Genomic DNA, 13,544 nt, shown 5'->3' with positions numbered 1-13,544 from the left:
TATACTTCTTATCCCAACGAAAGCTACTCACTACGCCTCTTTCACAACTTTTTTACTTTATTTAAAATAGTATTCAATTAAACTATCTGACTTAAAGTAAATCTTTAATCAACGAGGTTCTCTTCATTCCCCACTGATTATTAGTCTTCACAATCGGGCTTTTACGGCAGTTATTCTCCCTCCTTACTTTTTTCTTTCAGGACAGCTAAATTACTGCCTCGTTAATGCGGGATAAAATTTAGATTTTTTTAAGCAGTATCTCCCTCTGCTTCAGCCCTAAACATCCCTCTAACAGAAATAACTCCATGTTATAGCGATGAGCAAATATTTTTACTTTATAGAGTAAGCTTTCATTCTATTTCTTATTGAAATTATAAACGCTGCTAAAAAATTTAAATTTTATTCCAAACGAACGTAATACTAAGAAACATTTTCGACAAAATAAACCCCCTGTTCGTTTGTGAACAAGGGGGTTATATTTTAAATTTCTTTTCTGTTACGTCGTAATAACAAGCATGATAAAGCTACTAAGACTAAACCAAATACTTGGTATAAAGTTGTGTTACTTTCTCCTGTTTGAGGTAAGCGTTCAGCTTTATTTGGAGATTGTTGCTCCTCTTGGTCGACTTTTTGATTTTGAACAGCTTTGTCGATATGCTTTTCTACTGATGGCATCTCTACTACATTACCCTCATCTTTTGGGTCATATGTTTTTTCAATCGGTTCCGCCAGTTGTTCTTCTTGTTTCTCTGGAATTTTTTGTTCCTCTACATTACCTGCATCTTCAGAGTCTTTCGTTTCACTCTGTTCCACCGGTTGTTCTGGCTTTGGTTCCTCTACTTCATTACCCGCATTTTTTGGGTCATATGTTTTTTCACCCTGTTCCACCGGTTTTTCAGTTGGAACTACTGGTTTTTCTGTTGGAGCTACCGGCTTTTCAGTTGGCTCCACTGGTTTTTCTGTTGGAGCTACCGGCTTTTCAGTTGGCTCCGCTGGTTTTTCTGTTGGAGCTACCGGTTTTTCTGTTGGCTCCGCTGGTTTTTCTGTTGGAGCTACCGGTTTTTCTGTTGGCTCCGCTGGTTTTTCTGTTGGAACTACTGGTTTTTCTGTTGGCTCCGCTGGCTTTTCTGTTGGAGCTACCGGCTTTTCAGTTGGCTCCGCTGGTTTTTCTGTTGGGGCTACTGGTTTTTCAGTTGGCTCCGCTGGTTTTTCTGTTGGGGCTACTGGTTTTTCAGTTGGCTCCGCTGGTTTTTCTGTTGGGGCTACTGGTTTTTCAGTTGGCTCCGCTGGTTTTTCTGTTGGAACTACTGGTTTTTCAGTTGGCTCCGCTGGTTTTTCTGTTGGAACTACTGGCTTTTCAGTTGGCTCCGCTGGTTTTTCTGTTGGAACTACTGGTTTTTCACTTGGTTCTACCGGTTTTTCACTTGGTTCCACTGGTTTTTCACTCGGTTCCACTGGTTTTTCACTTGGTTCTACCGGTTTTTCACTTGGTTCCACTGGTTTTTCACTTGGTTCCACTGGTTTTTCACTTGGTTCTACCGGTTTTTCACTTGGTTCCACTGGTTTTTCACTCGGTTCCACTGGTTTTTCACTCGGTTCCACTGGTTTTTCACTTGGTTCTACCGGTTTTTCACTTGGTTCCACTGGTTTTTCACTTGGTTCTACCGGTTTTTCACTTGGTTCCACTGGTTTTTCAGTTGGTTCCACTGGTTTTTCAGTTGGTTCCACTGGTTTTTCAGTTGGTTCCACTGGTTTTTCAGTTGGTTCTACTGGTTTTTCTATTTTTGTATTTAAAATATCATAACCATCTACTTTAGACTCATATCCCGCTACTGGTTGCTCTTTCACAGCATAATTAATTTTTTTACCGTCTACTGTGTATTGGTCTAAGTTACCGAAGTTGTATTTCCAACCGTTTTCTGCCGTTACTGTTTTTGTATCAATAACCGCATCGTCTTTTAGTAAATCTACTTTGATGTCTGAAGGGCGATCTTGTTCACTATCGTTTTTCCAAGTTTTCGTCCCCTCAATTGAGATTTCTTTCAAACTGTTACTAATTGGTACTTCTACACCTTTTATAGCACCAGCTTCTATTGTAAATGGAAATTCCTTATCTGCATCAAATGTTACATATTCAGGAGCTGATACTTCTTTTATATAGTAATCACCAGCTTTTAAGTTTGGTACTTCTACAATTCCTTTGTCGCCAGTTGTATATTGATCACCAATTTGTTGACCATCTTTTGAGAAAACTTTAAATTGAACACCAGGAATGACTTGCTCTCTATTACCATCTATATATTTCAGTATTCTTAACGTACCTTTGTCCGGTAAATCTCCTATAGCCCAACCATCAGCAAAAATATTTTTTACTTGAGCCACGTTTTTCTCATGTACCGGGGTTTGGTTGTTAACTTTGTAAGTCAAATCATATTCGTTCTTCAGATATTTTTCATTTACCCCTTCAGCTGTAATAGTCGTTTTATAACTTACAGTGAATGATGTTAAACTTGCATACCCTCGATTAATCACTACATTAAATGAACTATCACTCGTAAAACCTACATATCCAAGCCCATTTCTTTGAAACTCTTCAGGTGTGAATTGACGATTTCCTAAGCTACCACCACTCGTGTAGATATAAAAACTATCTTTCTGTAGTAGTTGACCGTCTTTTGAAAAATCTTGTAACACGATATCACTATCAAGGTATTCCTTCTTTAAGTTGAAGTTTAGGAACCAACGAACTTCATCTGAGTTATTCGGCTGAATATCTCCTGATTTATAGAAGAACATCCCTGGCGAAGAACCACTACTTTTTGGGTGAGTAATTGTTACGGCTTGCTCACTTAAATCTGTTCCAAAGTTCGTATGAATCGTTTTTGTAACTCCAGATTCTACATTTGTTGCTTGAACAGTAAAGTTAAAGTAACCTCTAATATTTTCGCGTTTTTCTACTTTGTCATTAAATGTACATACGACTTGACCGCTAGTCACATTACATGAACCGTAATCTTCTAGATTAATATTCGAATTGAAACCTTTTAATTCAGGTGGCAATGTCATCGTAATTGTATCGCCTGTTTTCAATTTCAGATCAGGTTTCTCACTAAATGTTACATAGATTCCCGTTTGATTACCGTATGATAAATCTGTATTTTTAATTTCCACACTATCAATAAATCCTGTATTGCTTAGTTCTTGTGCTTTTCCGATCACGGGTACAATTGTTTGAAATAGTACAACTACAAAACATAATAATAATGGAAATATTTTTTTGCTTAGCATGTTTTTATTAACCTCCTGTTTGAATTTTTAAACACTAGCGTTAAATTTTACGTGATTCATATTATTTCAATAAACATTTCTTGCTTTGGATTTTAATGAAAGGATAACTTCATAGACTTTCTTACCATTGATATAGACTCAATAAAAAAACATTAAAATTAAATTTCATAAGAGTCTAAACTCTCAATAATACAAATCAAATAGCACCTAAAGTAATATAACACATGACTAAAGAATTGAAAAATATTTTAATGTTTACCAAAACATGACTATATAACCATTTCACCATAGATGTTTTGAAACTAGTATTTTTACTAATTTCATAACCTCAAAAATATCCATTTTAAGGAATTAAAAAACGTTAATAGTACCGTATTTTAGATTTATAAGAAAAACAAACCGTGCCAAAAGTTTTTTTTCCTCATTTATGACTTTTTTCGACATTTTTTTTATTTATATAAAGTCAGGTGTGTCATTTTTACACATTCGAATTTAATCGAAGAGACTGATTTCCGCTACGGGCTACTCGCTTTCCTGCGAGAATCGAGCAAATATATTAGAAATTAGTAACAACCTATTTCCCCCTAATCAACACGCTTGATATAAAGTGAAATTTTAATCAGCAGGGGTTTCTTCATCCCCACTGATTATTTGTCTTCATCAATCAGGCTTTTACAGGCAGTTCTTTCGCTCCATTTTGAGATGGTATTCTTTTATCACTTTCGATACAGATATATTAGGTAAAAAAAAAAGAACACCCCAAAAAAGGTATTCTTCGCACTGACCTAAAATATGAAACAACATTTGTTCTATAAAACACTTGATCTTTTACGTAATTTATTGCTGAATCATCAGCATGAACTCTCCTTAAATATATTCCATATCACTAGCGTCATATAATTACTAAATGAATGTTCGGTTTTTCGATTTAAACAAAGGACTATTATACGTATCCTACGATTGTTCAAAAACCTTTACGGGACCTATTTCCTTTAATTTTCCGCAACCTCTTATATATGCTTTTTCATAACATTACTTATTAATGACAATTTCACTAACTCAGAGTATAGAACTTTATATCCACTACTTCCAAACTACTATTAGGTTTTTTCTTCAAATAATTAATACTTATTTAATATTTTTTTTAATTTTTTCTTCTCTTAGATGTAGTATACTATTACAAAATCTAAATTACTCAATATATCCAAGGTTATTAATACCAGAACTTTTGAAGATATTTGAGACGACGGAGGAAATATTTTTGAGAAACTTTTCTATTAGAAAGAAAATTTTAACACTCATTACGTCTGCTGTTATTTTTTTACTAATTATTTCTGGTGGTAGTTTTTATTATATTAATGATATGGCAAAAAAATCTAGCAAGATGTACGATGAGTCACTTTTGCCAATTCAATATATCGGTTTACTCGGAACTGACATTAGTGAGATCGATTCTAACATTTTAGAGCTCATGATTACTACGGATGCTAATCGTAATACTGAACTACAGGCAGCCATCTCAGATAGAAGAGAAAGTATTAAAGACTTACTCAAGAAATTTGAAGACTCTTACAGCGGAAAAGAAGATGAACAAAAATTATTAGAATCTCTTACATTCAATCTCGACGGTTATCTCAATTCCATGACAGATATCGTAGATTTGGCTAGCAAGAACCAAAACAAGGAAGCCTATTCTGTATACATCGGAACTTCAGATAATCTTCGTAAGAAAGTGGTATCTGATGCAGACAAGCTTATGGATCAATGTTCTAGTGATGCCAATCAGTTGAATAAAGAAAATAAACAAAGTCTATCCACTACTATGCTTATTTCTGCCATTCTCTCTGTTGTCGCCATTATTTTGTTTATTACATTAGCAACATGGATTGCACGTTTAATTGTAAATCCAGTGAAAGAAATACAGGCAAATATGTTAAAAGCAGGCGACGGCGATTTGACTGTGCAAGGTACATATTCATCCAAAGATGAAATTGGTCAATTAACTCAATCATTTAATTCGATGATTAATAATATTCGTAATACGGTTACAAAAGTGACTGAAACTGCTAATCACGTAGCATCAGCATCTGAAGAATTAAACGCTAATGCAGCAGAAACTACGAAAGCAACAGAGATGGTTGCAAATACGATGGAAACTATCGCTCATGGTTCAATTGAGCAACTAAATAATGTGTCTAACACCGTCAATACCATCAACGAGCTTTCAACAGGTGTGCAACAAGTAGCTGGAAATGCTCAAGCCGTAAGTGCACTTTCAGGTGATTCTTTAACGCTAGTGATAAATGGTATAGATGCCGCTAATCAAATGAATCAACAAATGACGGACATCACTGTACAAGTAAATGGCTTATCCGAGATTGTCGACTTGTTAGGAAAACGTTCTAATGAAATCGGTCAAATTATTGATTCAATTACAGCAATTGCTGAACAAACAAATCTCCTTGCCCTGAACGCCGCAATCGAAGCCGCACGTGCTGGCGAACATGGGAAGGGCTTTGCCGTCGTTGCTGATGAAGTTAGGAAATTAGCAGAACAGTCTGCTGTTTCTTCAAACCAAATTGAAATGTTGATTTCAGAGACACAGAAAGATACTCATAAGGCTGTTGAATCGATGAAGTTAGTAACAGCAGAAATTACAGAAGGGATTAAAACAACAGAAAATACACGTACAACTTTCGCTTCAATTCAAGATGCCATTCAAAGTGTTACGATGCAGGTAGAAGAAGTATCTGCTGCGGTCGAGCAAATGGCAGCTGGAACTGAAGAAATTGTTGGTAGTATGAATACAATCCACTCCATAACTAAATCTACTACTGCTGGCACAGAAAATATTTCTGCTACATCAGAAGAACAAATAGCATCAATGCAGGAAATTTCATCATCTGCTTATGCACTTGCAAACTTGGCAGAAGAATTAAGAGACTTGGCATCTCAATTCCGAGTATAAAACGCCGAGCATAAACAAAAAAGATTGAAGCTAAATTGCTTCAATCTTTTTTATTTCGGCAGTTGTTTACATGATGTTGGAACTTTACTTACATATATAACAATTACTTTTTATTCAAATTGGTTTTAGGAGCTATCACATATTTACCATTTGGATATTTTTTAAGACTCATATAAATTCCATAACTAATATAAGTACGGGTAAACCAACTATCAATGATAAAATAGAAATAGCAATTCTATTTTTTTCATCATTTTTAAGGATTTTTTTAAAAGACTATAGATTAATAAACCTATAAATCCACCAACTACGTTTAGAATAATATCGTCAATATCTGTTGCGCCGATTGAAAAAATATATTGAATGATTTCTATTCCTAAACTTAGTAAGAAAATTAAAAATAAGTTTATTAAAATTGATTTGTTTTTATTATGAAGTATGACGTATATTCCAGCAGGTACAAACATCAAAATATTACCCCAAATATTTACATTAACTACTAATCCATTTCCAAATCTATTATCTACTGCTATAAATTGATTAATTGTTTTTAAAGGAATCAAATTTACGCTTCTTAGACTCTCTCTTGAAATAAATACTGTATCAATCAGTAAAAAAATATAAAACAGTAAAATAAACCAATATATAATTTCCAATCCTTTTTTCACTAAGACACCCTCTTTTGATTTCACTAATGTTATTTTAGTAGATAAATCTTAAGAATTTCTTATGATATCTCTTAAGAAAAGATGATGATTAGTAGTATCAAAATGAGATTCCTTCTTCTTGAGCTAATATAGACGTTGTGGTTGGACATTGAGGATAAGACAAAGACAGATGATAGGAAAAGAAGGGGCTAATCCCTTAAATCATTTTTCAATGACGTTTGGGATTAGCCCGTAACCTTTTACTTATTTATGCTGTGTAAGGTAAACTTTGCCGTTAATCGTTACTTTAGAAGCCGAGATTAGAATTTCTTTATTTGCTTCAAAATAAGGATTTAAAATCTTGTCGATAGCAGCCCATTTTTCATTAGATTTATCATAGTCACCTTTTTTATCAAGAGCTAATGCTTCTTCATAAAGCTTTTTTAATTGTTTTTTATCATTTGCCTTGATTTCGAAATCAAAGTCAGATACGTAATCTTCAAAGCTAATTGGCTTCAAGTACGGTTTAATCATTTCATCAAATTGACCCCAAAGCTTTTCAGATAATGTATCATTTTTATCTGCATCTGCTTTTTGAGCATCTTTGTAAAGCGCTTTTAGTTTTGGTAAGGCTTCAGCTGGAATATCTAATTTCATATCTGAAATGTATTGTTCAAATGTTACTGGTGGATATAGTGCATCTAAATAAGGTTGAAGAATCTTCTGGAATTCATCAAACTTTTCTTGTGCTTTTTCTTCTTTACCGGATTTCTCTAATTTTATCCACTCTTCATAAATAGCTTTTAGCTGTTTTTTATCATTCTCTTTAATCACAATATTTTTTTCACTAAATCCGTACTCTTTGATGAACTCATCAAAAGATACTGGTACCCAGCTAGCCAAAATATATGGTTTTATGATTTTCTCCATTTCAAGATTGATTTTATCTACTTCATCATACTCCTCTTCTTTTTCTAACTTCTTCGTTTGATTAAACAATTTTTCTAATTTAGCTAAATCTTCTTTTGTGATTTCTTTAGGTAGTTCTTTTTTATAGACGTCAAACGTGTAGAAGTCTGCATAATCTTGTACTAAGCTACCTTCTACAGAAATTTCCTGACCTTCAGCTAAATTCATTTTTGCTATTTGCTCATCTGAAAATTTTTGGATTCCGATATAGTAGTTTTTACCGTCTTTCCCTTTGATTGTTACGCTATCGCCGTTAATGCTTTTAACAGTTCCTTTAATTTGTTGCTCAACTTTAACAGTTATTTCGTTTGTTGGTTTTGCTGTTGATGCATCTGCTTGATGTGGCGTGAAGACAGCCATTCCAATTGTTAATGCCGATACAATCATCCAGGATTTCTTAGTTGTTTTTTTCATAATCAGTTCTCCTTTTATTTGACTGGTTTATTGCTAATTAACAAAATTCCATTATATGATCCGGTGTTCCTAGTAATAATTTTTTCGTATCTTATCTCCCTTTTATCAGGATAGTACTGAGTATAAAGAATAATTATTAATAAAAACTTAGGATATTCCTTAAGATTTTATGAAATTAATGGAAGGTAATTTTTAACAGCAATGCGGAGGAATTGATTACAAACAACTGCCAAAGTTAGTGTTTAATATGAGGATATTAAATGTATAAAGAACGGCATCTATGTATTGCGTGCTTTGCCGAAAGTAAATTTCTTTGAAGTGAAGCAATCTTTTAATGCTAATGTTAATTAATCTTTTTTATGTTCGCGCCACCGCCAATAAATAACAAATATTGAGCAAAGAATAGTAACTCCTCGATTTTATCATCAGTAGCAGTTTGCAAATTTGCAAAGTCCAAATTGAACTTTATCTAACGAATCTCGAAAATCATGGTTCGTGTTTTCTTTAGTTTTTCATTCATTTCAATTAAGGGTTTTTCCGTCAGTAAACTCGATTGCAATAAGCTTTAACTCTTTATTTTTCATAAAAATTTCATAATTCTCTCTTCTCATATAAAAGACTTAGACATGGTATATTATCATCAAATCTAAATTACTCAATATACCCAAAGTTATTAGTATATACCACTGTTATCTAGGACTTTTGAGATAGTTGAGCTAACGGAGGAAATTTTTTGAAAAACTTATCAATCAGAAAGAAAATTCTAACACTTATTACGTCTGCTGTTGCTTTTTTGCTGATTATTTCATTTGATGGTTTTTATTACATTAATGATATGGCGAAGAAATCCAGTGAAATGTACGACGAGTCACTTTTGCCAATTCAATATATCGGGCAACTTAGATCTGACATGGGTGATATAGATTCTTACATTTTAGAACTCATGATTACTACGGATGCTAATCGTAATACCGAACTACAGGCACACATCTCAAAAAGTAGTGAAAGTATTAAAGACTTACTCATGAAATTCGAAGACTCTTACACTGGAAAAGAAGATGAACAAAAACTAGTAGAATCTCTTAAATCCAATCGCGATCGTTATTTTAATACCATGGCAGATATCATTGACTTGGCTAGTAAGAACCGAAACGAGGAAGCCTATTCTTTATACACCAAAGTTTCAGATGATCTTATCGAGAAAGTGGAAACTGATACAGACAAGCTTATGACTCTATGTGCTGATGATGCCGATCAGCTGAATAAAATAAATGAGGAAAATCAATCTACTACTATGCTTATTTCTGCCATTCTTTCTGTTTTAGCCATTATTTTCTTTATTACATTAGCAGCATGGATTGCACGTTTAATTGTAAATCCAGTGAAAGAGTTGCAGGCTAATATGTTAAAAGCAGGCGATGGAGATTTGACTGTGCAAGGTACTTATTCATCTAAGGATGAAATTGGTCAATTAACCCAATCATTTAATTCGATGCTTAATAATATTCGTAATACAGTAACAAAAGTGACTGAAACTGCTAATCATGTGGCATCAGCATCTGAAGAATTGAATGCTAATGCAGCAGAAACTACGAAAGCAACAGAGATGGTTGCAAGTACGATGGAAACTATCGCTCATGGATCAGTAGAGCAACTAAACAATGTCTCTAACACCGTCAATACTGTTAATGAGCTTTCAACAGGTGTGCAACAAATAGCTGGCAATGCTCAAGCTGTAACCGAACTTTCAGGTGATTCTTTATCTCTAGTGATCAATGGTATAGATGCTGCGAATCAAATGAATCAACAAATGATGGACATCACAGAACGAGTAAATGGTTTATCCGAAGTTGTCGACGTGCTAGGAAAACGTTCTAATGACATCGGTCAAATTATTGATTCGATTACAGCGATTGCTCAACAAACAAATCTCCTTGCCCTGAACGCCGCAATTGAAGCCGCACGTGCTGGCGAGCATGGGAATGGCTTTGCCGTCGTTGCAGATGAGGTTAGAAAATTAGCAGAACAGTCTGCTGTTTCTTCAAACCAAATTGAAGTGTTGATTTCAGAGACACAGAAAGATACTCAAAAGGCTGTTGAATCAATGAAGTTAGTAACAGCAGGAGTTAATGAAGGGATTAAAACAACAGAAAATACACGTACAACTTTCGCTTCAATCCAAGGTGCCATTCAAAATGTTACGATGCAGGTAGAAACAGTATCTGCTGCAGTCCAGCAAATGGCGGCAGGAACTGAAGAAATTGTTGGTAGTATGAATACAGTCCACTCCATAACTCAATCTACTACAGCCAGCACAAAGAGTATTTCTGCAACGACTGAAGAACAAACCGCATCAATGGAGGAGATTTCATCATCTGCTTATGCACTCGCAAACTTGGCAGAAGAGTTAAGAGGTTTAGCAGCTCAATTCCGAGTATAACTTCTTTCAACAATTACATTTGCCGCTGCTTATTTAGTTAAGTAGCTAGTAAGGATTAAGTTCGGTTTTGAACCGGACTTAATCCTTTTTTTGCCTTAGGGTAACGAGTCTCATCGTATCTCCAATCTGAAATATTAGTCCCAGGTCCTCCCCACAGCACGAAATCAAAGCATTTCGCTCCCTATAAGGACTCAGATTTCGCTATTCCTTCTATAATAGGTAGAAAAAGAAAAGGGCTAATCCCGAAACCATTTTTTCATGTTTTGTATAGCTTTTCATTAATTGGCTCATCACCAAAAGTTGTGGATGACATTTGTTAAAACATATGCCATGTATTAGTTGATCTCGTTTCGGCTGGGCGACTCCTTGGAGATTAGCGTCACAGATGAGACCCTGGAGCGAGTGAAGCGGCTCATCGGACGCCCCAACCCCCTCATTTTTCGAGAGTTGTCTCAGCGGAAGAGACAACTTTTTCTTAGTATTGAAAAACAAAATGATCAAGGTAATCTTTGTGATTGTTTTAGTGTCGAGTCCCAAAACTGAATCGCTAAAGCTCCTTTCTTTCGTTTTATAGGAATAATTTGAAGATTTATCGAAACAAAATCGCTCTTTATCGAAACTATTTGAGCTTTTATCGAAACAAAATCTCATTTTATCGAAACTTTTTGGGTTTTTATCGAAAAACAAGCTCTTTCTACCAAAGAAATCAACCCGTCAGTACACTCGATTGCAATGAGCTGTAACCTTTTATTTTTCGTAATAAAAATTTCATAATTCTATCTTCTCTTATTGTAAATTTGGATGTAGTATATTTATTACAAAATACAAATTACTCAATATATCCAAAGTTATTAGTATATACCACTTATTTGAAGATAATTGAGCCAATGGAGGAAATATTTTTGAAAAACTTTTCTATTAGAAAGAAAATTTTGACACTCATTACGTCCGCTGTTATTTTTTTATTAATTCTTTCAGGTGCCGGTTTTTATTACATTAATGACATGGCAAAAAAAACCAAGGAGATGTACGACGAATCACTTTTGCCAATCCAACATCTCGGTCAAATTCGAACTGACATTCGTGCGATGGATGCTTTCGTTTTAGAGCTTATGATTACTATGGATAATAAACGTAACGCTGAACTACAGGCAAACATCCAAGAAAGAGCTAAAAATATTGAAGAATCAATTGTAAAATTCGAAGACACTTACAGTGGAAATGAAGATGAACGAAAACTGTTAGAATCTATTAAATCCAATCTTGACGGTTATGATAGTACTATGACAGAGGTCATTGATTTAGCTAGTAAGAACCGAAACGAGGAAGCCTATTCTTTATACACTACAACTATGCATGATTTTCGTGAAAAAGTGGCATCTAATGCACGCGATCTTATGACTATATGTTCCGAAGATGCTAAACAGTTGAATAAAGAAAATGAACAAAGTCTATACACTACTATGCTTATTTCTGCCATTCTCACTGTTTTAGCCATTATTTTCTTTATTACATTGGCAACATGGATTGGACGTTTAATTGTAAATCCAGTGAAAGAGTTGCAGGCTAATATGTTAAAAGCGGGCGACGGTGATTTGACTGTGCAAGGTACATATTCATCCAAAGATGAAATTGGTCAACTAACTCAATCATTTAATTCGATGATTAATAACATTCGTAATACAGTAACTAAAGTCACTGAAACTGCTAATCATGTAGCCGCAGCATCAGAAGAATTGAATGCTAATGCAGCAGAAACTACGAAAGCAACAGAGATGGTTGCAAATACGATGGAAACTATCGCTCATGGATCTGTAGAGCAACTAAAAAATGTTTCTAACACATTCAATACTGTCAATGAGCTTTCAACAGGTGTGCAACAAGTAGCTGGAAATGCTCAATCTGTAAGTGAGCTTTCAAAGGATTCATTATCATTGTTGATAAATGGTATGAATGCAGCAAATCAAATGAATGTACAAATGATAGACATCACAGATCGAGTAAAAGGCTTATCCGAAGTTGTCGACTTATTAGGAAAACGTTCTTATGAAATTGGTCAAATTATTGATTCGATTACAGCAATTGCTGAGCAAACAAATCTTCTTGCCCTGAATGCTGCAATTGAAGCCGCTCGTGCTGGCGAGCATGGAAAAGGCTTTGCCGTCGTTGCAGATGAGGTTAGGAAATTAGCAGAACAGTCTGCTGTTTCTTCAAACCAAATTGAAGTATTGATTTCAGAGACACAGAAAGATACTCAAAAAGCTGTTGAATCAATGAAGTTAGTAACAACGGAAGTTACTGAAGGGATTAAAACAACAGAAAATACACGTACAACTTTCGCTTCAATTCAAAGTGCCATTCAAAGTGTTTCGATGCAGGTAGAAGAAGTATCTGCTGCAGTCGAGCAAATGGCAGCTGGAACTGAAGAAATTGTTGGTAGTATGAATACGATCCATTCCGTAACTCAATCTACTACAGCTGGCACAGAGAGTGTTTCTGCTACGTCCGAAGAACAAATGGCATCAATGGAGGAAATTTCATCATCTGCTTATGCACTCGCAAACTTAGCAGAAGAGTTAAGAGACTTAGCAGCTCAATTCCGAGTTTAACTTCTTTTTTCACCACTAATGATTAGGGGGTCACTTCATTTTGAAGTGACCCCCTACGCCGTTTATTTAGTTTAGTAGCCAAAAGGATTAAGTTCGGTTTTGAACCGGACTTAATCCTTTTTCATTTTGCTTTTGTGAGCAAGTTCCACTATTGGCACTGCTCACTGCTTTTATTAGAAATGAATGAAAGAACCGACCTATTGTTCTTG

The 13,544-nt window shown here is 34.8% G+C and carries 7 protein-coding genes; 4 read left to right on the top strand and 3 right to left on the bottom strand.

The features are described from left to right. Window positions 1-480: 480 nt before the first annotated feature. Window positions 481-3,288, bottom strand: coding sequence for a Cna B-type domain-containing protein (locus QUF91_RS02910; RefSeq protein WP_289416797.1), 2,808 nt, complete (start codon window positions 3,286-3,288; stop codon window positions 481-483). 1,261 nt (window positions 3,289-4,549) lie between these two features. Here QUF91_RS02910 and QUF91_RS02905 point away from each other — a divergent pair. Further along, entirely contained in the window at window positions 4,550-6,256 is a 1,707-nt protein-coding gene (locus tag QUF91_RS02905; RefSeq protein WP_289416796.1) for a methyl-accepting chemotaxis protein, read from the top strand. 212 nt (window positions 6,257-6,468) lie between these two features. On the opposite strand, the gene QUF91_RS02900 is transcribed toward QUF91_RS02905, so the two are convergent. Further along, a complete protein-coding gene (locus tag QUF91_RS02900) occupies window positions 6,469-6,924 on the bottom strand; it encodes a VanZ family protein (RefSeq protein ID WP_285396637.1) in 456 nt (151 codons plus the stop codon). A gap of 243 nt (window positions 6,925-7,167) precedes the next feature. Then, complete coding sequence (locus tag QUF91_RS02895) at window positions 7,168-8,286, bottom strand: hypothetical protein (protein ID WP_289416795.1); 1,119 nt, start codon at window positions 8,284-8,286, stop codon at window positions 7,168-7,170. A gap of 733 nt (window positions 8,287-9,019) precedes the next feature. Here QUF91_RS02895 and QUF91_RS02890 point away from each other — a divergent pair. The 3 genes from QUF91_RS02890 to QUF91_RS02880 all read left to right on the top strand — a co-directional run bounded on the left by QUF91_RS02890 (window position 9,020) and on the right by QUF91_RS02880 (window position 13,335). Further along, on the top strand, window positions 9,020-10,726 hold the full coding sequence (locus tag QUF91_RS02890; protein WP_289416794.1) for a methyl-accepting chemotaxis protein: 1,707 nt from the start codon (window positions 9,020-9,022) through the stop codon (window positions 10,724-10,726). A 366-nt stretch (window positions 10,727-11,092) separates the two neighbouring features. Further along, window positions 11,093-11,269: a hypothetical protein gene (locus QUF91_RS02885; protein WP_289416793.1), complete on the top strand. Its 177-nt coding sequence runs from the start codon at window positions 11,093-11,095 to the stop codon at window positions 11,267-11,269. A gap of 359 nt (window positions 11,270-11,628) precedes the next feature. Then, window positions 11,629-13,335, top strand: a complete 1,707-nt coding sequence (locus tag QUF91_RS02880; protein ID WP_289416792.1) for a methyl-accepting chemotaxis protein — start codon at window positions 11,629-11,631, stop codon at window positions 13,333-13,335. Window positions 13,336-13,544 lie beyond the last annotated feature (209 nt).

This window comes from Lysinibacillus sp. G4S2 (assembly GCF_030348505.1).
In the GTDB taxonomy this organism is placed as follows: Bacteria; Bacillota; Bacilli; order Bacillales_A; family Planococcaceae; genus Lysinibacillus.
The sequence above is the reverse complement of the archived record's forward strand: the minus strand, read 5'-3'. Positions and strand labels throughout refer to the sequence as shown.